General features: G+C 60.5%; 24 protein-coding genes. 10 read left to right on the forward strand and 14 right to left on the reverse strand.

Annotated elements, in window-relative coordinates:
• Window positions 1-197 precede the first annotated feature (197 nt).
• Entirely contained in the window at window positions 198-506 is a 309-nt protein-coding gene (locus JNB88_RS19380; protein ID WP_037135723.1) for a Dabb family protein, read from the forward strand.
• 37 nt (window positions 507-543) lie between these two features.
• Here JNB88_RS19380 and JNB88_RS19385 read toward each other — a convergent pair whose 3' ends face one another.
• The 5 genes from JNB88_RS19385 to JNB88_RS19405 all read right to left on the reverse strand — a co-directional run bounded on the left by JNB88_RS19385 (window position 544) and on the right by JNB88_RS19405 (window position 4,714).
• Complete coding sequence (locus JNB88_RS19385; RefSeq protein ID WP_220356870.1) at window positions 544-1,443, reverse strand: metal ABC transporter solute-binding protein, Zn/Mn family; 900 nt, start codon at window positions 1,441-1,443, stop codon at window positions 544-546.
• 16 nt (window positions 1,444-1,459) lie between these two features.
• The gene (locus tag JNB88_RS19390; protein WP_220356871.1) at window positions 1,460-2,332 is read right to left on the reverse strand and encodes a metal ABC transporter permease; all 873 of its coding nucleotides are present in this window, start codon (window positions 2,330-2,332) and stop codon (window positions 1,460-1,462) included.
• On the reverse strand, window positions 2,329-3,069 hold the full coding sequence (locus JNB88_RS19395; protein ID WP_220356872.1) for a metal ABC transporter ATP-binding protein: 741 nt from the start codon (window positions 3,067-3,069) through the stop codon (window positions 2,329-2,331). Before JNB88_RS19395 ends, JNB88_RS19390 begins: the two co-directional genes overlap by 4 nt.
• Window positions 3,070-3,327: 258 nt before the next feature.
• A complete protein-coding gene (locus JNB88_RS19400; RefSeq protein WP_220356873.1) occupies window positions 3,328-3,813 on the reverse strand; it encodes a peroxiredoxin in 486 nt (161 codons plus the stop codon).
• 67 nt (window positions 3,814-3,880) lie between these two features.
• On the reverse strand, window positions 3,881-4,714 hold the full coding sequence (locus JNB88_RS19405; RefSeq protein WP_220356874.1) for a protein-disulfide reductase DsbD domain-containing protein: 834 nt from the start codon (window positions 4,712-4,714) through the stop codon (window positions 3,881-3,883).
• Window positions 4,715-4,854: 140 nt separating this feature from the next.
• On the opposite strand from JNB88_RS19405, the gene JNB88_RS19410 reads away from it, so the two are divergent.
• From JNB88_RS19410 to JNB88_RS19420, 3 genes are all read left to right on the forward strand, one after another.
• Window positions 4,855-5,460 carry a YqgE/AlgH family protein gene (locus JNB88_RS19410; RefSeq protein ID WP_220356875.1) on the forward strand — a complete coding sequence of 202 codons (606 nt, stop codon included), beginning with the start codon at window positions 4,855-4,857 and terminating at the stop codon, window positions 5,458-5,460.
• Window positions 5,461-5,539: 79 nt separating this feature from the next.
• Entirely contained in the window at window positions 5,540-5,731 is a 192-nt protein-coding gene (locus tag JNB88_RS19415; RefSeq protein ID WP_037135729.1) for a CsbD family protein, read from the forward strand.
• 81 nt (window positions 5,732-5,812) lie between these two features.
• Window positions 5,813-6,883, forward strand: a complete 1,071-nt coding sequence (locus tag JNB88_RS19420; RefSeq protein WP_220356876.1) for a zinc-binding metallopeptidase family protein — start codon at window positions 5,813-5,815, stop codon at window positions 6,881-6,883.
• 14 nt (window positions 6,884-6,897) lie between these two features.
• On the opposite strand, the gene JNB88_RS19425 is transcribed toward JNB88_RS19420, so the two are convergent.
• Genes JNB88_RS19425 through thrC form a run of 4 tightly spaced genes read right to left on the reverse strand, consistent with a single transcriptional unit; the run spans window position 6,898 to window position 13,167 of the window.
• A complete protein-coding gene (locus tag JNB88_RS19425) occupies window positions 6,898-9,810 on the reverse strand; it encodes a sensor domain-containing phosphodiesterase (RefSeq protein WP_220356877.1) in 2,913 nt (970 codons plus the stop codon).
• Window positions 9,807-10,421: a GNAT family N-acetyltransferase gene (locus tag JNB88_RS19430; RefSeq protein ID WP_220356878.1), complete on the reverse strand. Its 615-nt coding sequence runs from the start codon at window positions 10,419-10,421 to the stop codon at window positions 9,807-9,809. The genes JNB88_RS19425 and JNB88_RS19430 overlap by 4 nt, the downstream gene beginning before the upstream one ends.
• A 29-nt stretch (window positions 10,422-10,450) precedes the next feature.
• Window positions 10,451-11,749 (reverse strand): M16 family metallopeptidase, encoded by a 1,299-nt coding sequence (locus tag JNB88_RS19435; RefSeq protein ID WP_037135736.1) that lies wholly within the window; start codon window positions 11,747-11,749, stop codon window positions 10,451-10,453.
• A gap of 26 nt (window positions 11,750-11,775) precedes the next feature.
• On the reverse strand, window positions 11,776-13,167 hold the full coding sequence (thrC, locus tag JNB88_RS19440; RefSeq protein ID WP_220356879.1) for a threonine synthase: 1,392 nt from the start codon (window positions 13,165-13,167) through the stop codon (window positions 11,776-11,778).
• A gap of 237 nt (window positions 13,168-13,404) precedes the next feature.
• On the opposite strand from thrC, the gene JNB88_RS19445 reads away from it, so the two are divergent.
• A complete protein-coding gene (locus tag JNB88_RS19445; RefSeq protein ID WP_197066687.1) occupies window positions 13,405-14,049 on the forward strand; it encodes a hypothetical protein in 645 nt (214 codons plus the stop codon).
• A 55-nt stretch (window positions 14,050-14,104) separates the two neighbouring features.
• Window positions 14,105-15,025, forward strand: a complete 921-nt coding sequence (locus tag JNB88_RS19450) for a diacylglycerol/lipid kinase family protein (protein WP_220356880.1) — start codon at window positions 14,105-14,107, stop codon at window positions 15,023-15,025.
• 73 nt (window positions 15,026-15,098) lie between these two features.
• Here JNB88_RS19450 and JNB88_RS19455 read toward each other — a convergent pair whose 3' ends face one another.
• Both JNB88_RS19455 and JNB88_RS19460 read right to left on the reverse strand, forming a co-directional pair.
• The gene (locus JNB88_RS19455) at window positions 15,099-15,788 is read right to left on the reverse strand and encodes an HAD family hydrolase (protein ID WP_220356881.1); all 690 of its coding nucleotides are present in this window, start codon (window positions 15,786-15,788) and stop codon (window positions 15,099-15,101) included.
• 120 nt (window positions 15,789-15,908) lie between these two features.
• Window positions 15,909-16,595: an ArsR/SmtB family transcription factor gene (locus tag JNB88_RS19460; protein ID WP_220356882.1), complete on the reverse strand. Its 687-nt coding sequence runs from the start codon at window positions 16,593-16,595 to the stop codon at window positions 15,909-15,911.
• Window positions 16,596-16,667: 72 nt separating this feature from the next.
• Between JNB88_RS19460 and JNB88_RS19465 the strand changes: the two genes are divergently transcribed.
• From JNB88_RS19465 to JNB88_RS19480, 4 genes are all read left to right on the forward strand, one after another.
• Window positions 16,668-16,997 (forward strand): NIPSNAP family protein, encoded by a 330-nt coding sequence (locus JNB88_RS19465; protein ID WP_220356883.1) that lies wholly within the window; start codon window positions 16,668-16,670, stop codon window positions 16,995-16,997.
• On the forward strand, window positions 16,994-17,347 hold the full coding sequence (locus JNB88_RS19470; RefSeq protein ID WP_220356884.1) for an antibiotic biosynthesis monooxygenase family protein: 354 nt from the start codon (window positions 16,994-16,996) through the stop codon (window positions 17,345-17,347). Before JNB88_RS19465 ends, JNB88_RS19470 begins: the two co-directional genes overlap by 4 nt.
• A gap of 175 nt (window positions 17,348-17,522) precedes the next feature.
• Window positions 17,523-18,653, forward strand: coding sequence for a site-specific DNA-methyltransferase (locus JNB88_RS19475; RefSeq protein ID WP_113363675.1), 1,131 nt, complete (start codon window positions 17,523-17,525; stop codon window positions 18,651-18,653).
• A gap of 179 nt (window positions 18,654-18,832) precedes the next feature.
• Window positions 18,833-19,300, forward strand: a complete 468-nt coding sequence (locus JNB88_RS19480) for a DUF6790 family protein (RefSeq protein ID WP_220356885.1) — start codon at window positions 18,833-18,835, stop codon at window positions 19,298-19,300.
• Here JNB88_RS19480 and JNB88_RS19485 read toward each other — a convergent pair.
• From JNB88_RS19485 to mutY, 3 genes are read right to left on the reverse strand one after another with little or no spacing between them, the layout of a single operon-like run.
• Window positions 19,288-19,653, reverse strand: coding sequence for a nuclear transport factor 2 family protein (locus tag JNB88_RS19485; RefSeq protein ID WP_037135747.1), 366 nt, complete (start codon window positions 19,651-19,653; stop codon window positions 19,288-19,290). The genes JNB88_RS19480 and JNB88_RS19485 overlap by 13 nt on opposite strands.
• 2 nt (window positions 19,654-19,655) lie before the next feature.
• Window positions 19,656-20,264: an HAD family hydrolase gene (locus tag JNB88_RS19490; protein WP_220356886.1), complete on the reverse strand. Its 609-nt coding sequence runs from the start codon at window positions 20,262-20,264 to the stop codon at window positions 19,656-19,658.
• Between the two features lie 3 nt (window positions 20,265-20,267).
• Window positions 20,268-21,359, reverse strand: a complete 1,092-nt coding sequence (mutY, locus tag JNB88_RS19495) for an A/G-specific adenine glycosylase (RefSeq protein ID WP_220356975.1) — start codon at window positions 21,357-21,359, stop codon at window positions 20,268-20,270.
• Window positions 21,360-21,419 lie beyond the last annotated feature (60 nt).

Genomic DNA, 21,419 nt, shown 5'->3' on the forward strand with positions numbered 1-21,419 from the left:
CTCCTCAACCTGATCCGGCCGTTGGCAACAGACTAATGAAGAACGGCCATAGCATCGTTCCGATTGCGACGGTTTGAGGGACGGAAATGGTCGTCCGATGTGGAGCGTCTCCTTTCCTGTTGAGAGTGGGCTTTGTTGTTGCCGCACCCGCATTTCTCTCTCTATGTTGCAGCCAATGATATTTGGGAGGATGCCATATGATCCTGCACTGCGTGCTGATGCGGCTGAAGGCCGCGATGACGGCCGAAGAGAAGCAGTCCTTGTTTGAATCGATCGTCGCGCTGAAGCAGGTGATCCCCGGCATCATCGATATCAAATATGGCCCGAACGTCTCGCCGGAGGGGTTGCACGCCGGTTATGTTGACGGTTTTGCCGTGACCTTCGAAAGCGCGGAAGCGCGTGATACTTATCTCGTGCATCCGGAGCATGTGGACGTTGGCGAACGGATCGTCTCCTCGACGGATGGCGGTTTGGGCGGCCTGATCGTCTTCGATCTCAACTATTGAGGCTGGGCCGCACCGCAGCACGGCCCAGTTTTTGTCGTCAGGTGGCTTTTGCCATCGCTGCGACGAGCAGGTCGACGTTGTAGCGGAACATCTTTTCGTAGGTTGCAGCTGGTCCCTTCGCGTCGGAAAGAGATTCGACATAGAGCTCACCGCCGGGTTCTGCCCCGGTCGCCTTTGCGATCTGCCTGACGAGACGAGGATCGTTGGAGTTCTCGAAGAAATAGGTCTTCACATGCTCGGCCTTGATCTGTCCGATCAGCCTGGCGACATCGGCGGCTGAAGCCTCGCTCTCCGTCGAGACGCCGACTGGGGCCAGGAACTGGACGCCATATTCGCGGCCAAAGTAACCAAAGGCGTCGTGGCTGGTCAGTACCTTGCGGTGGTCGGCTGCGATGGTCTCAAGCTTCGAATGCGCGTAGGCATCGAGCGCGCTGAGTTTCTTCAGATAGCTCTCGGCATTGGTCTTGAATGCAGCAGCATCGGCCGGAGCCGCCTTCGCAAGCGCCTGTTCGATGTTGGCGACCCAGACCTTGACGTTGACCGGGCTGTTCCAGACATGCGGATCGGTCACCGTCTGCCCGTCTTCGTCCATGGTCCGGACCTTAATCCCCTCCGAGACGACGACCGGCTTGCCGTGGTAGCCCGAGGCGCTGATCAGGCGATCCATCCAGCCCTCCAGACCCTCACCGCTGACGAAGGCGACCTGTGCCGAATTGAGAGCCCTTGCGTCGCTTGGCGATGGTTCGAATTCATGGGGATCGCCGTTCGGGCCGACGAGGCTCGTGACCGTCACATGGTCGCCTCCGACTTGGCGAACAATGTCGGCAAGCACGGTGAAGGAGGCGACGACCTTGAGGGGCGCGGCGGAAGCCGATGTCGTCGAAAGCGCCACCAGCGCCGGGATCATCACTGAGAAAAGCAGTCTGCGGGAAATCATGGGAAGGCTCCGGTTGTCAGCCCTTGAGGTGCGGGCGAGGAAAGTACCGCCGGGCGAGACCCGACGGGGCGAGGAAGATCGAAAGGCCGTAGATCAGCGCTGCCGTCATGATGATCGTCGGCCCAGAGGCGAGCTCGAGATGGTAGGAGGCGATGAGCCCCAGATAGCCGGAGACAGTGGCGCTCGCCGCCGCGATCGCCATCATGGATGGCAGGCTGCGCGACCAGAGCTGCGCGATCGCCGCCGGCAGCATCATGAGGCCAACCGCCATCAAGGTACCCAGGGCCTGGAAACTGGCGACCAGGTTGAGCACCACCAACAGCAGAAAGACAAAGTGATAGATCGGGCCACGCCCGCCGATGGCTCGGAGGAAGCCGGGATCGAAACACTCGGCGACCAGCGCGCGGTAGATGATCGCGAGCGTCACCAGGGTTGCCGTGCTGATCGCACCGATCTCGTAAAGGGCCTGCGCATCGATCGCGAGGATGGTGCCGAAGAGAACATGCAACAGGTCGATATTCGAACCGCGCAGCGAAACGATGAGGACGCCCAGCGCCAACGAGGAGAGGTAGAAACTGGCAAAGCTCGCATCCTCTTGGAGTGAGGTAGCGCGGCTGACGACGCCGGACAGCAGCGCGACCGAAAGCCCGGCAACCAGCCCACCGAGGCCCATCGCCGTCAGCGACAGCGAACCGGCGATCAGGTAACCAATGGCTGCGCCGGGCAATACGGCATGGCTCATCGCATCGCCGACAAGGCTCATCCGCCGCAGCATGAGGAACACGCCGATCGGCCCGGAGCCAAGTCCGAGGCACAGGCAGGCGACGAGCGCACGGCGCATGAAGCCGTAGTCGGCAAAGGGCGCGAGAAGAAGATCGTAGGCGGTCATGGCGCGGGCTCGCAAATGCCGGCGCTCTCGTCCCAGCGCTCGGCCATCGCTCGCGCTTTGCGGAGGTTCGCCGTTGTCATGACGTCAGCCGTTGCGCCCCAGTCGATGACTTCTCGCGCAAGCAGGAGTGTTTGCGGAAAGTGGTTGCGGACCTGTTCGAAATCATGAAGGACGGCAAGCACCGTTCGGCCTTCGCCATGCCAGTTGACAACGATCTCCAGAAGATCCCGTGTGGTGCGGCCATCGATGGCCGTGAACGGCTCGTCGAGAAGGATGACGCTCGCATCCTGCAGTAGCAGCCGGGCAAAGAGCACGCGTTGAAACTGGCCCGCTGAAAGAGAGCCGATGCTGCGCCGCTCAAATCCTTCCAGCCCGACTGCGCCCAGTGCTTCGTGCGCTTTCTGGCGTTCCGCGGATGCGATCTGCCCGAAGGCTCCTGCCTGTCGCCAGCATCCCAGAAGCACCGTGTCGAGCACCGAGATCGGAAAACGGCGGTTGATATCGGCCGCCTGCGGCAGATAGCCGAAATCCGTGCGCTTCAGCCGGTGCCTGACCGTTCCAGAGGAGGGACGGAGCTCACCGATGATCGCCTTCAGCAGACTGGATTTGCCGGCGCCATTTGGGCCGGCGATCGCTGTCAGGCTTCCTGCCGCAATGCTTCCGGAAACATGATGCACGGCGGGATGTCGTTCGTAGGCGACCGTGAGATCTTCAAGCTCAATCGCGATGTCGCTCATGGCAGCAACGTCGCCCAATGGATTGCCGCCCAGAGCGGGATGCTGATCAATGCGACATAAAAAACACGACGGCCGGCGGATAGCGCCACCAGACCCGGAGAGTGTAAGGGCTTCCAAAAATTCATTTCGCACCAAATGTAATAACATTACAGTTATGTTATAACAAATGAGGCAAAAACATGGCGTCGCGCGAACTTAAACCCGGAAACAAAAAAGCGGCCGCATCGGCCGCTTTCAGATGGTCGAGATGTGGAGAGCTTAAAGTTGCTCCAGCATCGTCGCAGCGCCGGAAACCGTGGCCTGGCCTGGGCTTTCTTCGACGTTGAGCGACTTCACCACACCGTCTTCGACGAGCATCGAGTAACGCTTCGAGCGAACGCCGAGGCCGCCTGCCGAGAGATCCGCGTCAAGGCCGAGCGCCTTGGTGAAGCCTGCATCCCAATCGGCGAGGAAGTGAATCTTGCCCATGCCGCCGGAGGATTGCGCCCAGGCGCCCATCACGTGCCAATCGTTGACGGCGACGACCGCGATGTCATCGACTCCCTTGGAGAGTATGGTGTCGCGGTTCTCAAGATAACCCGGCAGGTGGTTCAGAGTGCAGGTAGGCGTGAACGCACCCGGGACTGCAAAGAGAACAACGCGCTTGCCCTTGAAGAGCTGCTCCGTCGAGATTTCGACCGGGCCATCCGACGTCTTCTCCTTGAAGGTGGCCGCGGGAAGCTTGTCGCCGATTGCGATGGTCATGGACGTCTCCTTGTCTTGATGTATGGGCGCGAACGCCGTGGCATTTTGGCGCGACTATAGAACGCGGTCACTCAAAGGCAAGCGGCGTCTCTATGGCGCGGGCCCCGTCGATGACGAGCGCGCTCCAGGTCTTTCCGTGTACGTTGTACCCCTTCGGAAGCTTGCCGATCGACAGGGTTGTCGTGAAGCTCTTGCCGTCGCGGTGGGTGGCCAGCTGTTTTGTAAAAACGTGCCCGTTCGGGCCTGCGACAATCACCTGAGGCGTGCTCTCGCCGCTTTCCGGCAAGGTGATTTTCAGGGAAAGCTCCGTCATGTCGGCCGAGAGCTTATGGTCTTCGACCTTGAAATCAGAGGCGGCGGCCTTCGGCAATGCCGCATTTGCGTCCCTCAGAATTGCCTCCTCGACCGGCCGTGACTGAGCCGATGGTTCGAAACTCAGCGACAACTCCGCCTGAAAAGGAATGCAGATGTCCTTGCAGATGCCGATAAAGGCGTTTGCCTTGAGTTCGCGCTGCGCGGCATCCTTGACGGTCAAGTGGAGCGGGAGTGTTATCGACGTGTCGTAAGCGACCTCATCGACCTTGCCGTCGACAATGTGCTTCGGGACCGGGTAGCTCATCTTGTCCAGGGTGACGCCGGAGGGGAAGGTAACCTGCGGCGGAATGCCGGCGTCTCCAGGCTCACGCCAATAGGTGATCCATCCGGGTTTTGGTTCGATCTGCAGGCCGGCGCGTATCTTTCCGTTTTCGTCGGGCGCAAGCGCGATCAGCCGCATACGCCCGCCCTCGTTGTCAGCCCAGGCGCTCATTTCCGCCCGGGCAGGGGAAGAGAGCAACTGCACGGCGGCCACCAGTACCGAGACCGACGTGAAACGCCGCATGGAGAGCGAAATAATCTTCATGGATCAGAGATTTACTGAAAAATACGATGCCCGGCTAGAACTTGGGGTCATTTCTGGTTTCATTTTCAGTTGATTGATTTGTGACATTGGCTCATGCTCACGTTGTCGGGGCCCGGTGCGGTCTGGCAGCTGGAGGGATGATGTCCTTAGCAACTCTGAAGAACAGGCGAGAACGCGGCTTCTTTGATGGCCAGTTCCTCATTGCGATGCCGGGCATGGAGGATCGCAACTTTGCCCGCACTGTGATTTACATTTGCGCCCATTCGGATGCGGGCGCGATGGGCTTCGTGATAAACCGCCCCCAGAACCTGACCTTCACGGATGTTCTCCTGCACCTTGAGATGATCAAGGATGAAGAGGCGATCGTGCTTCCTGCACATGCGCGCGATTGCCCGATCCAGACCGGAGGCCCCGTCGAAAGCGGACGCGGTTTCGTACTGCATTCAGACGACTACTTGTGCGACTCCAGCATCCCCGTGAGCGATGATATCTGCATGACGGCAACGCTTGATATCATCCGGGCAATCTCAAAGGGCAAAGGGCCGAAACGCGCTACCATGCTGCTCGGCTATGCCGGCTGGGGCGCGGGCCAGTTGGAGGCAGAGGTCGCGAACAATGGCTGGCTCAATTGCCCCGCCAACGAGGAACTGATCTTCGATCGTAGTCTCGACGATAAGTATGAGCGCGCTCTGGCGGGCATGGGGGTCACGGCCGCGATGCTTTCGACAGAGGCCGGCCACGCATAATTTCAGCGGAACGATTTGCATATCATGACGTTTCCTTCTGGCAGGGCGAGCATAAAACTCGCCAATAAGGAGACACATGATGAGTAGCACGACTGACAAGATTTCCGGCAAGACGAACGAAATCGCCGGCAAGGCGAAGCAGGCAATCGGAAAGGCTTCCGGAGATAATTCTCTACGTGCTGAAGGTGCGGCTCAGGAAGCCAAGGGCAAGGCCCAGGTTGCGACCGGCACCGTCAAGGAGAAGCTTAAGAACGCGGTAGACCGGCTCTAAGCAATCCGGTTTCATTCATGGAATTGCCCGTTGTGCATTTTGCGCAGCGGGTTTTTTGATCCTGCCACGAGGGAGGGCGCGTTGAGGCTGTTTGTATGTGACAACTGCGACCATGTTGTTCATTTCGACAATCGCCAATGTGTTCGATGCGGCCACCGCCTTGGCTTCTTGCCGAATGGTCTGCGGATGCATGCTGTTCAGCAGGACGGGGATATCTGGCAATACGCAGCCCAACCGGACCTGGTGCGCTTCTGCGCCAATGCTGGCCTCGATATCTGCAACTGGCTTGTGGAGGACGGAGACGCGGGTGATTATTGTGTCGCCTGTCGGCACAATCGGCTCGTGCCCAATTCAGCGACGCAGGATGGTGTCGACCGCTGGCGCCGCATCAGCCAGGCGCAGCGACATCTGTTCTACTCGCTCTTGCGCTGGCGGCTGCCGCATCCGGATCGCACGCAGGACCCCGCTGGCGGCCTGGTTTTCGACTTCCTCGAAGATGTCGTCCAGGATGATGGCAGCGTCGTGCCGGCGATGACGGGACACGAGGAGGGCCTGATCGCAATTCGGGCCGCCGAGGCCGATGACCTCACGCGCGAACAGGCGCGCACCTCGATGGATGAACCCTACCGGACGCTGCTCGGTCATTTTCGCCATGAGACGGGTCATTTCATGTGGAATCGCCTCGTGCGAGACAGGAACAACTTCGATGGATTCCGGGCGGTGTTCGGCGATGAGCGCGAGGACTACAGTGAGGCCCTTGCACAACACTACGCAAATGGGGCTCTGCCCGGGTGGCAGGACAGCTTCGTCAGCGCCTATGCCAGCGCCCATCCCTGGGAAGACTTCGCCGAATGCTTTGCTCACTATCTCCACATCGTCGACACCTTGGAGACTGCACGCGCCTTCGGCATCGCAATTGATCCCCGCGGCCATGAAGAGATGGCGGCGGAGGTGGATTTCGATCCCTACCGGGCAGCAAGCGCCGATCAGCTTGTCGACGAATGGGTGCCGCTCAGCGTTGCGATCAACTCGATACAGCGCAGCATGGGGCAGCCCGATTCCTACCCGTTCGTGCTGTCAGCGCCGGTGGTCGCCAAGCTCGAATACATGCATCAGCTGATAGCGGGGGTCCCGCAACAAGCAGCAATGTAGCTTGGGTCGCCGGATTAGGCGCGTTTCGTCAGCGGGAACCGCTCCTTTAGCAGCCGCAAGACGGACTCCGATGCCATGGGCGGCCCGAAGAGGTAGCTTTGCCCAAAGGTGCAGCCCATCTTGGCAAGCTCGATCGCATCCTCGTTGGACTCGATCCCCTCGGCAACCACCTTCATATCCAGTTCGCGCGCCATGGCGATTGCCGAACGAAGCACGGTCGCCTTCTTGTCGCTGCTGTCACATACCATCGTCTTGTCGAGCTTGATCGTGTCGAACGGGAAGCGCGTCAGATAGGCGAGGGAGGAGTAGCCGGTTCCAAAATCGTCAAGCGCAAGGCCAAGGCCCATTTCCCGCAACTTCTCAAGGACGAGGCGGGCCTGCTCCGGATTCTCCATGACCATGGATTCCGTCAGCTCGAGCTTCAGCCGCGACGGGTCGCAATGGGTTTTCGCCAGCACCGAACGGACGTCTTCGTAGAGCTCGTTGTTCAGCAGCTGGGCACTCGAGAGGTTGATCGAGACGAAGATCGGCAGCTCGCCGGTCTGGTTCTCCCAGCCCATCAGGTCGTTTGTCGCCTGCTCTAGTGCAAAGAGGCCGAGCATGTCGATGATGTCGGATGTTTCTGCGATCGGAATGAACTCCGAAGGCGGGATGCTGCCACGCTTCGGATGCTCCCAGCGCATCAACGCTTCGAAGCCGGCGATCTCCACGTCTTCCAACCCGGCGATCGGCTGGTAGACCATCGACAGTTCTTTGCGCTCGATGGCGCGTCGGAGGTCGGATTCGAGCTGCAGCCTGTCGGCACCGAAGTCGCGGAAGGCGGGCTGGAACGGCTCGACGCGATTGCCCCCGGCGCGCTTGGCGCGGTACATCGCAAGCTCCGCGTCGCTGAGCATCCCGGCGGCGCTTTCCTGCTGGTCGACGAAGGAGGCAAGCCCGATCGACGCGGTCAGGATGATTTCGCGATTGGCGAAATTGATCGGCACCATGATCGCCTTGCTGATCGCATCAGCGAAGTCGGCCACCTTCGTCGGGTCGCGCTCTGACGTCAGGATCAGGCCGAACTGGTCGCCGGAAAGGCGTGCGAGCGTGTCCTGCGGCTTGAGAAGACGGCGCAGGCGTCGCGTGAGCGCGATCAGGATATTGTCGCCGGCGGCGATCCCCAGCGTATCGTTTACCAGTTTGTAGCGATCGATATCGATCACCATGACGGTCGGGCGCAACGTTTCGCCGCCCGGCGCCAGCGCAAGCACGGCCTGCAGGCGATCGAGGAACAGCTGTCGGTTCGGCAAGCCCGTCAGGTTGTCGTGCAGCGCGTCGTGCAACAGCCGCTCGACGGAATTCTTCTGTTCGGTGACGTCGACGATCGTCCCGACGCAACGGATGATCTCGCCGTTTGAGCCGAGCACAGGTCGGGCTCGGATGAGAAGCCAGTGGAAGTGACCGTCTTCCGCCCGGATGCGGAACTCGTGGTTCAGGCGACCGCGGCGATGCTCAAGCAACACGTCGAGCGTCGCCCGGAAGCGGTCACGGTCATCGGGATGGAGCCGTGGCAGCCAGTTGCGTGCAGCGCCATGCATTGCGCCAAGGGGTAGGCCGAGCTTAACGGAAACGTCCGGGATGGTGACAACGCGGTCGCGTGCCACATCCCAGTCCCACACCATGTCGCCGGAGCCGGTCAGGGCCAGCGATTGACGCTCCAGATCGGAAAACAGCCCTTGTTGAAATGCGCCGCCGGCAAAGGCGTGCTGCATCACGGTAAAGCCGATCAGGAGCACGATGAGAACAAGGCCGCCACCGAGGGCCGGCTGGATGATATCGTTGTCGAGCCGGCCGGTAATTGTCAGCCAGGCTCCGAAGATCCAGACGAGGATCAGCGCCCAGGCCGGGACAAGAAGAATGGCGCGGTCATAGCGGTTGAGACCGAGATAGACGATCAAGAGCAGACCCATCGTTGCGGTCAGCGCAAACGACAGGCGCGCAATGCCGGCGGCGATTGCCGGGTCGTAGATCGCGACGCCGAAGAGCAATGCCAGACCAAGCACCCAGGCAAGCGTCAGGTAGCCGAGGTGTGTGTGCCATCGGTTGAGGTTCAGGTAAGTGAACAGGAAGATGACGAAGCTCGAGGCAAGCGCAACTTCGGCGCAGGCGCGCCATATTCGCTGGTCGGTCGAAGCGATGCTGATGAGCTTGCCGAGAAAGCCGAAGTCGACGCAGATATAGCCAAGCACCGCCCAGGCTAGTGCTGCCGTTGCCGGCAGCATCGACGTTCCCTTGACCACGAACAGGATCGTCAGGAACACCGCGAGCAGGCCGGCAATGCCGAGCACGATGCCGCGATAGAGCGTGAACGCGTTGATCGTGTCCTTGTAGGCGTCCGGTTCCCAGAGATAGATCTGCGGCAATTCCGGCGTCGTCAACTCCGCAACGAAGGTGATGACCGCGCCGGGGTTGAGCGTGATGCGGAAGACATCCGCCTCGTCGCTCGGCTGCCGGTCGAGTGCGAAGCCTTCGCTCGGCGTAATGGCGATGATGCGCTCGGAGCCGAGATCCGGCCAGAACAGCTTCGAATTCACCAGGCGGAAGTGGGGAGCCACAATCACCCGTTCAAGCTGCTCGTCGGAGACGTTGGCAAGCGCGAAGACGGCCCAGTCGCCCTGGTGATTGTCGGAGCTGGCACGTACCTCAATACGGCGGCGGATACCATCGGCGCCGGCAGCGGTCGAGACCTGAAAGGCCTCACCTTGGTTGGCGTAGATTTCCGTGGTGGCGGTCAGATCGAGCGCGGTATCGTCACGGGAGATCTTGACCGGCTCGGCTGCCTGAACATGACCTGCCGCTAGCAAGAAGGCCGACAGGAAAAGAGCTGCGATCACCGCGATCAATCGTCCGGCCGGTGATGAGAGCAGCATGCGATTGTTAGTCATCGGCTGTCGGTTGTCCTGCCTTTATCCGTGTCGGTGGCGAGCAATGAGAACATCACGTGGTCGTGCCACTGACCGTTGATTTTCAAGTATCCGCGCAGATAGCCTTCCCGCTGAAACCCGGCTTTTTCAAGCAGGCGGATGCTCCGAGCATTGTCTGGAATACAGGCTGCTTCAATACGGTGCAACTCAAGCCCTGTGAAGATGTAGGGTATAACCAATTGAAGTGCGGCGAACATATGGCCCTGGCCGGCATATGCCTCCCCCATCCAGTAGCCGATCATGCAGCTCTGTGCCGCGCCTCGCCTGATATAGCCGATGGTGATTCCACCCAGGAGTGTCATGCTCTCCTTGTGGAATAGGAAGAGTGGGATCGCCTGACCGGAGGCGTATTCCTGCTTGCCGCGGATGACGCGGGCGCGGTAAGCGCCCTCCGTCAATTCGTCGCGGCGCCAGGTCGGCTCCCATGGTTCCAGAAACTGCCGGCTTGCCACCCGCAGCTTGTGCCACTGGTTGAAATCCTGGTAGCGCGGCAGGCGCAGGACATAGTGCTCGTTCTCGAGTTCCACTGCGTCCGGCTGCCGCGACAGGAACCGAAAAACCGATTTTGGCATCGATCACCCCCGGCAGGATGGACGTCGGATCAGACTAGGGCCTGTTTGCTCTGAGGAGCAGGCGATGAAAGAGACGCGGCAATGTCCTCCATCGGAGCCAGGTGTTCGAGCGGACCGATGGCCGAGAGGGTCGGCACGGTGTCGAAGAACAGGCGTCCTGCAAGATCCGTCAGCCGCTCGACCGTAATGCCTTCCAGTCGTTCCATCATCTCCGAGTTGGAGATCGGGCGACCGTAGAGCATCATCTGCCGTGCAATCTGGCCAGCGCGGGCTGCCGGGCTTTCCTGGCCCATCAGCAGTTGCGCGCGGATCTGTGCGCGGGCACGTTCGATTTCCTTCTGCTCGATCAATGCTGCCGACTTGTGCAGTTCGTCGATGATGACGGGCACGAGCTCCGGAAGGTTCTCGCCGCCTGTCGCCGCGTGGATGCCGAAGATGCCGGTATCGGAAAAACCCCAATGGAAGGCATAGATCGAGTAGCAGAGGCCACGGATTTCGCGCACCTCCTGGAACAGCCTCGACGACATGCCGCCGCCAAGGATGTTGGCGAGAATCTGCGAACAGTAGAAGTCGCGGGCGTGATAGGCCTTGCCTTCGAAGCCGAGCAGGATCTGCGCATCCATCAGGTCGCGCGTCTCGCGGATGTTGCCACCGATGTACTTCGCCGCTTCCATCACAGGTGGAGCGGAGGGAGTCGTCGGCAGGCTGGCAAAACGCGTTTCGACCATGCGGACGAATTCATCGTGCTGGACCGCGCCGGTCGCAACGACGAACATCCGGTCGGTCGTGTAGTTGCGGCTCAAGTATCCACGGATCTGCTGGGGCGTGAACGAAACCACCGTCTGCGGCGTGCCGAGAATTGCCCGGCCAAGCGTCTGGTCGCGATAGGCGGTTTCGGAAAATTTGTCGAAGACGACGTCGTCAGGAGTGTCGTTTGCGGCGTTGATTTCCTGCAGGATGACCTGCTTCTCGCGCTCGAGTTCTTCTTCCTCGAAGGCCGATTCCGTCAGGATATCGGCAAGGATGTCGACTGCGAGCGGCACATGATCCTTGAGGACGCGGGCATAGTAGGAGGTCGTTTCCGTGGACGTCGCAGCGTTGACCTCGCCGCCGACATCCTCGATCTCTTCGGCTATTTCACGCGCGCTGCGGCGTGCCGTGCCCTTGAAGGCCATGTGTTCGAGCAGGTGGGCAATACCATGCTCGTCCGTCGTTTCGTTACGCGATCCTGATTTGATCCAAACTCCCAGCGCAACGCTTTCCAGATGCGGCATGGTCTGTGTGACTACTGTCAGCCCGGATTTGAGCCGGGTGCACTCAACTGTCATTGGCTATCTTTCTGCGCCTGCAATACTTAGGCCCGGGCGTGCTCGCCGATGAAGGTCTCAATGGCTTTGAGCTCAGGCTTGATGATCTGAAAGCGCTCCTCCTTGTGCATCAGATCAGCAAGCCACGTCGGAAGCGCGGGGTCAATACCGGAGGCCGATTTTACGGCAGCGGGGAATTTTGCCGGGTGTGCGGTGGCGAGCGTCACCATCGGCGTGTTCGGCTTCTCGTGCTTTCCCGCAACGAAGACGCCGATCGCCGAGTGCGGATCGAGGAGGTAGCCGGTTTCGGCATGGGTTTTCTTGATGGTCTCGGCGACCTGCTTCTCGCTGGCACGGCCGGCGCGGAAGTCCTTCTTGATGAAGGCCAGGGCATCTTTCGAAATCTCGAAACCGTTCGATTGCTTGAGGCTGTCCATGGCCGCGCGAACCTTCGAGGCATCGCGATCGTAGGCTTCGAACAACAGCCTTTCGAAGTTCGAGGAGATCTGGATGTCCATCGACGGCGAAGTCGTCGCCTTCACGGATTTCATCTCGTAGCGGCCGGTCTTCAGCGTGCGGTCGAGGATATCGTTCTCGTTGGTGGCGACCACCAACTTGCCGATCGGCAGGCCCATGCGCTTGGCGCAGTAACCGGCAAAGATGTCGCCGAAATTGCCCGTCGGCACGGTAAACGAAATCTTGCGGTCCGGTCCGCCGAGCGCGATCGCCGTCGTGAAGTAATAGACGATCTGGGCCATGATGCGGGCCCAGTTGATCGAGTTGACGCCAGAGAGTTTGACGCGGTCACGGAACGGTGCGTCGTTGAACATCGCTTTGACGAGGTTCTGGCAGTCGTCGAAATTGCCTTCGACAGCAAGCGCATGAACGTTGGGGGCCGTGGACGTCGTCATCTGGCGCTGCTGCACCGGCGAGACCTTGCCATGCGGGAACAGGATGAAGATGTCGGTGCGTTCGCGGCCGGCAAAGGCGTCGATCGCCGCCCCGCCGGTGTCGCCGGAGGTGGCGCCGACGATGGTCCCGCGCTCGCCGCGCTTCTCCAGCGCATAGTCCATCAGCCGGGCGAGAAGCTGCATCGCGACATCCTTGAACGCGAGCGTCGTGCCGTGGAAGAGCTCCATGACAAAGCTGTTCGGGCCGGTCTGCACAAGCGGCGCGATCGCTGGATGGCGGAAAGTGCCGTACGCCTCGTCGATCATCGAGCGGAAGGTCTCGTCAGGAATCTCGCCATTGGTGAAAGGCGACAGGATCGCGAATGCAATCTCCTGATAGCTCTTGCCGCGAAGCGCCCGGATTTCCTTCTTGGAGAAGTGGGGCCATTTGCGCGGCACATAAAGACCGCCATCGCGCGCCAGACCCGCCAGCAATGCATCGCAGAAACCGAGGGAAGGGGCTTCGCCGCGGGTCGAGATATAATCCACTGTCGTCATCCTTGATGTGCCGGCCGGAGAAGATCCGGGTTGGAGGGAAAGTATGCCTTACGCTGCATCTCGCTTGCCCTGCCGGCCGTCGCCTGCAATCCCGAAATGTGCATCAAAACGGTTCTTACCCAATCGATTTTTGTTTGCGCCGCTGATATAGACCATCGCAAACTGTCACGAAAGGCCTGCCATCAAGTGATTGGGCCTACCAAAAAACTTTGTGGAGAGGGTGGAATAATCGTGCTTGGCAAGGTCTCGCGTCTCATCGTTTCGGCTTCGCTTGCGGCAATTCTTGCCGGCTGCAACTCGCTTGGTGTCGGCGGCGGAGATGGCGCAACAGCCCCGGCCCAGTCGAACGGCAATGCGCAAGTCATGCCGATGGCGCCCTCCAATCCGTCGTCCAACGACGCTTCGATCGGCACCGCCAAGACTGCATCGGGCGCTACAGCTCCTGTCGTTCAGGGCGCCTGCCCGCAGATGTTCATGAAGGACAGCGACGCGATCTTCCGCACCTATGCGGGCGGCGCCAAGACCGGCGATGCCGAGAAGCTTGCCTATCAGGCATCGATCGGCGACTACACCCGCCAGTGCAGCCTCAACGATACCAACCTGACGATGACCGTGGTGGCGCAGCTTCGCGTCATTGCAGGGCCGAGCGGTTCTGCCGGCAAGGTCACCCTCCCGGTTCGCATCACGGTTTACGACGGTGAGGACGCGCTCTATTCGGAAGTGACGAAATTCCCGGTCGATGTCGGCTCCGGTGCTACGCAGGCTCTGTTCCGCAAGGATGGCATCAAGCTGCCGGTTGGTTCCGGCTCGCTGGTTCGTGTGAATATCGGTTTCGATCAGGGGCCGGTATCGACGAAAAAGAAGAAGGCCTGAGAAACGTCCTTGTTTCCGCTTCGCCTTGCTGGCCGGCGCGGGGAGCGCAGATCGCTTGAAAATCGGCATCGTTTTGAACCCGGCGTCGGGACGGCGCGGAAAGAAGTTGTTCTGGTCGGCGCTGCGGCGTGCCATCGAGGCGCGATTTACCGATCTCAGCCTTCGTGAGACCAAGGGTTTCGGCGACGCCGAGCGTTTCGGGCGGGAACTGGCGGATGACGGGGCCGATCTGGTGATCGCCGTCGGTGGCGACGGGACAATCGGCGAGGTGGCCGGCGGTATTCTGAAGTCGCATCGACCGACTACGGCCTTCTCGTTCATAGCCACCGGGACCGGCTGCGACTTTGCCCGCAATTTCCCGATATCGCGTGATCCTGCCAAGATCGCAGAAGGACTGGTGTCTCCGTCCGTACGGCAGATCGATTCCGGACTGCTGACCTGCGACGACGAGGACGGCGACACGGTCACACGCCACTTCGCCAATATCGCAAGCTTTGGTGTGTCCGGTCATATCGTGCGCGCCGTGAACGAGGCGCGCAACGGTCGGCGCCTGCCCGGGCCGATGGTGTTTCTCTTCCACAGCCTGCTGCAGATCCTGCGCTACACGCCTCGCAATATTCGTCTGAGGCTGGATGGCGAGGACGTCTATGAAGGTCCGATCACGGCGGTTGCCGTTGCCAACGGTGCCTGGTTCGGCGGCGGCATGAAGGTGGCACCTGACGCCGATGTCGCTGACGGCCTGTTCGATGTGGTCGTTATCCGCGGTGCCGGCAGGCTGAAGGTGCTGTCACTTATGAACAGCATCTATAGCGGCGGCCACCTCAGGAGCCCGCTTGTCAGCACCCATCGGGCGCGGCTCGTCGAGGCGTGGCCGATCTGCAAGGAACCGATTCCCATCGACAGCGACGGCGAGGCGCCCGGAAAACTCCCGGCGCGCTTTGAGATGCTCGCTGGTGCGCTCAACCTGAAAATCTAGCGATTGCAATAATGTGCGCCGACGAAACTGAAAAAGCCGCGTTCGAGCGGCCTTTTTCTAAGCGTTTGTCGGGTTACAGCACGCCTTCCCATTCGGCGAGTGCTGCGACGACGCCCGGCAGGTCGCTCATGCGGGAGATGACCGTTTCGGCGCCGGCATCGGTCAACCGGTCGGCATGTGCCGGATAGGTGTGCGATGCACCGGTAAAGCCGATGACGCGCATGCCTGCGGCGCGCGCGGCGTGGACGCCATGAACGGAGTCTTCGACGACAACGGCACGATCAGGCGAAACGCCCATCTGCTTGGCGCCATGCAGGAAAATGTCCGGCTTCGGCTTAACGCGATCGGGACCAAGGTCCTTTGCCGAGAAGATGTGGGGCGCGAAAAGGGGCTTCAGACCGACTTTGCCGAGCATCATGTCGAGCCGCTTGCTGCTCGAGTTGGAGCAGATGCAGCGCTTCAGCTGCAGACGCGAAAGGGCCGCTTCGACACCCGATATCGCCTGCACGTCCTGTTCCAGGCGTAGGTCGAGGAGCTTCTCGGACTTGTCGAGCAACGATGCTGGGATCGGAATGCTGGCCTCGCGCTCGACCTGGAAGAGAATGTTCTGCCAAGTCATGCCGGCAAAGCGCTCGCCCATTTCCTCGATGCTGATCGGGTAACCCGCTTCGGTCAGAAGCTTGGATTCGACATCCGCGGCAATGATTTCGGAATCGACCAGAACGCCGTCGCAGTCGAAGATGATGAGGTCGAAGCCGTCCATTTACTCGCGCCTTGTTTGGGATGATGCCCCTTTACACGATGCCTTGGCGAAGCTCAACCGATAGCAGGGCATGGCTGGATTGCGCGTCGCGGGCGGCTTGGATTTTGCGATTGGTCGCAGCTATTTAGCGGCTGGAAACAGCGCGAGAAATTGCCGTTCGCCTTCCGGAGAGAAGATGATCGAACGGCTTTCAGCCGTGCGACGGGCCCAGCCTTTCTCCAGGAAGCTCGAAAGCAGGGCCTTGCCAAGGCTGCCCGCAAGATGCGCCCGTCGCTCGCTCCAGTCGAGGCAGGAGCGACACATGGGCCGGCGCGACGATTTCAGCGCAGGCATGTCTATGCCGATCCGCTTCAGTTCGTTTTCGCCGCTCTCCGTCACTGCGAGACCGTCACCGAAGGCATCGATCGCGCCTCGAGCAACGAGGCTGTCCAGCATCCGCACGCCGTAGTCGCCGGCAAGGTGATCGTAGCAGATGCGCGCTTTGCGCAGGGCCGGTTCCTTCGGCCCCGGTTTGTGCCGCAGATGGCCGCGCCCGGCGGCGAAGCCCATGATGCTTTCCAGGAACTTCCCGACGCTGTCATCCGCCAGCGCGAAATAGCGGTGGCGGCCTTGCTTGCGCTGTACAAGCAGGTTGCCTGCTTCGAGTTTGGCAAGATGGGTGCTCGCCGTCTGCAGGGTAATGCCGCCAGCGGCCGCAAGTTCAGTTGCCGTCAGCGCCTTGCCACCCATCAACGCCGTCAGCATGTTCGCTCGGGCGGGGTCGCCGATCAGCGCCCCGATCTGGGCTATGTCAGGTCCTTCCTTCATACTTCGATCCTAACCGAAGCATTGTCGTCCGGCAATGTGCGAAAACTGTTTCCAGACAACAAGGAGACGACGATGATTACCTGCTTTATCCGCTATGAGATCGATCCGTTCAAGAAGGAAGCCTTTGGCGAATATGCCCGCAACTGGGGCCAGGCGATTCCGCGTAACGGGGCTGACCTGATCGGCTATTTCGCACCGCATGAGGGCTCGGCGACGACAGCTTACGGTGTCTATAACATCGAAAGCCTCGCAGCTTACGAAGCCTATCGCTCCCGCCTTGCCGGCGACCCGCTTGGCAAGGAGAATTACGAGTTCGCCAAACGCGAACGCTTCATCCTCAAGGAAGATCGCATCTTCCTCAGGAATGCCTCCCTTCCTCATGCAAAGCTGGTGATGCCATGATCGCTGTCATCTTTGAAGTCCTGCCCTTCATGGGCGAACGCCACACCTATCTTGATCTCGCCGGCGAGCTTCGCGGTGAACTGGAAAAGATCGACGGCTTCATCTCGATCGAGCGCTTCGAGAGTCTCACCAATCGCGGCAAGCTACTTTCGCTTTCCTTCTGGCGCGACGAGGAGGCCGTGAAGGAATGGCGAAGCCTTGAAGCACACCGCGCCGCTCAGCATGCCGGTCGCAATGGCGTCTTCGCGGATTACCGTCTGCGGATCGGCCATATCGTTCGCGACTACGGCATGAACGAGCGCACCGAGGCACCCGCCGACAGCCGCAAGGTGCATGACGTCGCGGCCTAGCTGCCTCAGTCGAAAAGGGCGGGGCGGGCATCGTTTGACGACCGCCCCTTTCTACCGCCGAAACTTGCGCTGCGACTTATTTTCTCGAAATCGCTCATCCTTCAGGCTTTGGTAACCAAACTGAGTAACCATAACAGACAGTAAAAAGCGTAATTGTGTATGAGCGAGTTTCCAGATGGCGTCAGTATTTCCGCTTGCCGATCTCAAGGCCTCCGCAAAGCCGGACTCCTGGATCGACACGATCATCAAGGGCGATTGCGTTGCGGCCCTTGAAGCCCTGCCGAACCACTCCGTAGACGTTATCTTTGCCGATCCGCCGTATAACCTGCAGCTCGGCGGCAACCTGCATCGTCCCGACCAGTCGCTTGTCGACGCCGTCGATGACGAGTGGGATCAGTTCGCATCCTTCGAAGCCTATGACGCCTTTACTCGCGCCTGGCTGCTTGCCTGCCGTCGTGTCCTGAAGCCGACAGGCACGCTCTGGGTCATCGGCTCCTACCACAACATTTTCCGCGTTGGTGCGACGCTGCAGGACCTGAATTTCTGGATCCTCAACGACATCGTCTGGCGCAAGACCAACCCGATGCCGAACTTCAAGGGCCGCCGCTTCCAGAACGCGCATGAGACGATGATCTGGGCGAGCCCGAACGCCAAGGCCAAGGGCTATACCTTCAACTACGATGCCATGAAGGCGGCAAACGACGACGTGCAGATGCGCTCCGACTGGCTGTTCCCGATCTGCAGCGGCGGCGAACGCCTGAAGGGCGACGACGGCAAGAAGGTGCATCCGACTCAGAAGCCGGAAGCGTTGCTTGCCCGTGTCATCATGGCGTCCTCGAAGCCAGGCGACATCATCCTCGATCCATTCTTCGGCTCCGGCACGACGGGTGCCGTCGCCAAGCGCCTCGGTCGCCACTTCGTCGGCATCGAGCGCGAGCAGGACTATATCGATGCGGCCTCCGCCCGCATCGAAGCGGTCGAGCCGCTCGGCAAGGCCGAACTCACCGTCATGACCGGCAAGAAGCAGGAAGTCCGCGTGGCCTTCAACGTGCTGGTCGAAAGCGGCCTGATCAAGCCCGGCCAGGTGCTCACGGATGCTAGACGCCGTTACAGCGCGATCGTTCGCGCCGACGGCACCGTCGCTTCCGGTGGCGAGGCCGGTTCCATTCATCGCCTTGGGGCAAAGGTCCAGGGCCTTGATGCATGCAACGGATGGACATTCTGGCATTTCGACGACGGGCAATCCCTGCGCCCGATCGACGAACTCAGGTCCGTGATCCGCAGTGATCTGGCAAAGGCGGAATGACGCGCGCCTCGACCTGATCGAGACTCCCTTCTTCCGGTGTTTTGTACCTCCAGTTACGGAAGAAGGCCTGGCGCCCGGGGATCAACACCCCCGGGCGCTCTTCATTTTGGCTCGCGCGAAAGCGCAATTCCGTGTCATGTATCGGCCGCTGATGATCCGAAGCAGGCAAGGAAGCCGCCATGTATCTTGCGATCATACTGTTGCTGATGCTTGTCCTGCCGCTGGGTTCGGTTGTTGCCGAAGCGCTGTGGAGCACGGATGCCAACATCGTCTTTCTGGTCGGAAAGTGGTTCGTCTTCTGGGGCGTAGGGCTGCGGTTGCTTGTTGCCAGCCTGAAGCAGATCCTCAATCCGGCCTTCACCGCTGAGACTATTTTCGGTGTGACCGATCACAAAGCCCAGTCACTGGTGCAGGAGATCGGCTTCGGCAATATGTCGATCGGCATGCTTGGCGTGCTGAGCTTCTTCGAGCCACAGTGGGTCGTCCCGGCAGCGATCACCGGCTGCCTGTTCTTCGGGCTTGCCGGTCTCAAGCACCTTCTCGAGCCAGGGAGAAACAGGTCGAGAAACATCGCGATGATCTCCGACCTGTGGCTCTTTTTCGTGCTCGCCTTTTATCTCTCGGCAGCGTTCTTTCAGAACGCCTGATAGTCTTTCACTTCGACGTGGGTGACACGGCCGTCTTCGTTGAACGTAAGCGTCTCTTCGCCTTCCCGCACCAGGGGCTTGCCCGTCTTGCTGTGCGTCGCGCGAACCGACCATACCGCGCGGGCCGCTTTCGGGCTTACCTTCTCGACCAGTGTGTCGATCGCCGTCTGATCAGGGTAGTCGTCGAAGTACTTGCGGAAGGCGACCATGATCTCGTCTCGCCCCGAAAGGCTTCCGACGCCTTTCGAGACATAGGTCGCGTCTTCCGCGAAATAGTTCTCGATCGTCTCGAAATCGAGCGCGTTGACCGCGCCGTGGAAACGCTTGAGTTCCTCAACCGGATCGAATGCCATTGTCAGACCCTCACGCCACGTGCTGCAAGATCGGCGCGCAGCTTGTCGGCGCCAGTGAAAAGAACCGCATCCCAGCCTGCCGCCTTCGCGCCTTCGACGTTGGGGGCCGAGTCGTCGATGAAGATTGTCGCAGCCGGATTGAGGCCGAAGCTCTTCGTATGTGTTTCGTAGATCGCGATGTCAGGCTTGATGAGGCCGACGTCGCCCGAGACCGTTACGCCGCGCGGCTTGGTCAGGAACGGAAAGCGCACTTGTGCTTCGCGGAAGGTGTCCGACGCGAAGTTTGTCAGCATCGTCACGTCCTGGCCATCGGCAATCAGGCCCTCCATGATGGCGACGCTGTCGTCGTATGGATGCGAAACCATTTCGTGCCAGTGCTTGCGGAAGGCGCGAATGTGCTCCTCACGATCCGGATGAACCTCGATCAGCAGCGCTTCGGCATCAGCCCAGGTGCGACCGCGATCCTGTTCAATGTTCCAGTCATGGGTGCAGACATTCTCGAAGAACCACTTGCGCTCGGCCTCATCGGGGATCAGGCGGCTGTACGGAATATCCGGATCGTAATGGATGAGAACTTTTCCGATGTCGAAAACAATATGCTCGATGGGCATCGATTAATCCTTGGCATGTTTGAACGCGAGCGGGATAGCCGCGGTGATTGCTTTTTTCATGACGGTCGGCAACGCCTGCGAGTCAAGATTTGTAACCGGCTCCCACCAACCGTTATCCACTTGAATTCGCGAGGGGATCGCGACGCGGTAGATCGAGAGCCGGAGCTCGAAGTGGGTGAAGACGTGGGTCACGGTTCCGCACGGCTCCCAGGTTGCCGGGAAAGGTCCTGCATCGGCCGACGTCTCGCCGTCCTGCCGCGCCGTCCAGTGGGTCGTCGGTACTTCGGTCATGCCGCCGAGCAGGCCGCTTTCGATGCGACGCCGCAGCAGAACCTCTCCATCAGCCGTGACCGCAATAAAGGCTGCGCCCTGGCGGATCGGCTTTTCCTTCTTGGCGGCCTTGACCGGAAACTGTTCGGGATCATGCAGGCGTAGCGCCTCGCAGGATCCGTTGAAAGGACAGAGAGAGCAGGCGGGACGCTTGGGCGTACAGATCGTCGCGCCGAGATCCATCATAGCCTGTGCGAAGTCGCCCGGCCGATCCTTCGGCGTCAGCAGAGCCACCTTCTGCTTCATGTCAGGTTTGGCAGCGGGCAGGGGCGTGGCAATAGCGTAGAGCCGCGAAATCACCCGCTCGACATTGCCATCCATCACCGCTGCCTGCCGGTTGAAGGCGATTGCCGCCACCGCGGCGGCGGTATAGTCGCCAATCCCAGGAAGCGATTTCAACCCGTCCTCGCTATCCGGAAAGACGCCGTCGTGTTCACGCGCGACTGCTTCGGCGCATTTCTTGAGGTTGCGGGCACGGGCGTAGTATCCAAGCCCGGCCCAAGCCGCCATCACGTCCTCGCTGGGTGCATCCGCGAGATCCTTCACGGTCGGCCAGCGCGCCAGGAAATTGGCGAAGTAAGGCTTCACCGCCGGTACCGTGGTCTGCTGCAGCATCACCTCGGAAAGCCACACACGATAGGGATCGGCCTTGATGCCGCGCGCAGCCATCGGCGGCGAAACCCGCCAGGGCAGGTCGCGGTGGTGGCGATCGTACCAGTCGAGAAGGGGCTTGGCGGCGGGCGCGTCCAGTGTCGTTGATGTCATCATTTGCCGTCGTGAGGGGAAGTGCCCTATACTTGGCGAAGCAATGCCGCGCGATCAAGG

This window comes from Rhizobium cauense, from assembly GCF_019511525.1.
Lineage (GTDB): Bacteria > Pseudomonadota > Alphaproteobacteria > Rhizobiales > Rhizobiaceae > Rhizobium > Rhizobium cauense.

Coding starts and splice junctions, on each gene's coding strand:
- JNB88_RS19380 (WP_037135723.1), top strand. CDS start 198: ATGATCCTGCACTGCGTGCTGATGCGGCTGAAGGCCGCGATGACGGCC.
- JNB88_RS19385 (WP_220356870.1), bottom strand. CDS start 1,443: ATGATTTCCCGCAGACTGCTTTTCTCAGTGATGATCCCGGCGCTGGTG.
- JNB88_RS19390 (WP_220356871.1), bottom strand. CDS start 2,332: ATGACCGCCTACGATCTTCTTCTCGCGCCCTTTGCCGACTACGGCTTC.
- JNB88_RS19395 (WP_220356872.1), bottom strand. CDS start 3,069: ATGAGCGACATCGCGATTGAGCTTGAAGATCTCACGGTCGCCTACGAA.
- JNB88_RS19400 (WP_220356873.1), bottom strand. CDS start 3,813: ATGACCATCGCAATCGGCGACAAGCTTCCCGCGGCCACCTTCAAGGAG.
- JNB88_RS19405 (WP_220356874.1), bottom strand. CDS start 4,714: ATGAAGATTATTTCGCTCTCCATGCGGCGTTTCACGTCGGTCTCGGTA.
- JNB88_RS19410 (WP_220356875.1), top strand. CDS start 4,855: ATGTCCTTAGCAACTCTGAAGAACAGGCGAGAACGCGGCTTCTTTGAT.
- JNB88_RS19415 (WP_037135729.1), top strand. CDS start 5,540: ATGAGTAGCACGACTGACAAGATTTCCGGCAAGACGAACGAAATCGCC.
- JNB88_RS19425 (WP_220356877.1), bottom strand. CDS start 9,810: ATGACTAACAATCGCATGCTGCTCTCATCACCGGCCGGACGATTGATC.
- JNB88_RS19430 (WP_220356878.1), bottom strand. CDS start 10,421: ATGCCAAAATCGGTTTTTCGGTTCCTGTCGCGGCAGCCGGACGCAGTG.
- JNB88_RS19435 (WP_037135736.1), bottom strand. CDS start 11,749: ATGACAGTTGAGTGCACCCGGCTCAAATCCGGGCTGACAGTAGTCACA.
- JNB88_RS19455 (WP_220356881.1), bottom strand. CDS start 15,788: ATGGACGGCTTCGACCTCATCATCTTCGACTGCGACGGCGTTCTGGTC.
- JNB88_RS19460 (WP_220356882.1), bottom strand. CDS start 16,595: ATGAAGGAAGGACCTGACATAGCCCAGATCGGGGCGCTGATCGGCGAC.
- JNB88_RS19465 (WP_220356883.1), top strand. CDS start 16,668: ATGATTACCTGCTTTATCCGCTATGAGATCGATCCGTTCAAGAAGGAA.
- JNB88_RS19470 (WP_220356884.1), top strand. CDS start 16,994: ATGATCGCTGTCATCTTTGAAGTCCTGCCCTTCATGGGCGAACGCCAC.
- JNB88_RS19475 (WP_113363675.1), top strand. CDS start 17,523: ATGGCGTCAGTATTTCCGCTTGCCGATCTCAAGGCCTCCGCAAAGCCG.
- JNB88_RS19480 (WP_220356885.1), top strand. CDS start 18,833: ATGTATCTTGCGATCATACTGTTGCTGATGCTTGTCCTGCCGCTGGGT.
- JNB88_RS19485 (WP_037135747.1), bottom strand. CDS start 19,653: ATGGCATTCGATCCGGTTGAGGAACTCAAGCGTTTCCACGGCGCGGTC.
- JNB88_RS19490 (WP_220356886.1), bottom strand. CDS start 20,264: ATGCCCATCGAGCATATTGTTTTCGACATCGGAAAAGTTCTCATCCAT.
- mutY (WP_220356975.1), bottom strand. CDS start 21,359: ATGACATCAACGACACTGGACGCGCCCGCCGCCAAGCCCCTTCTCGAC.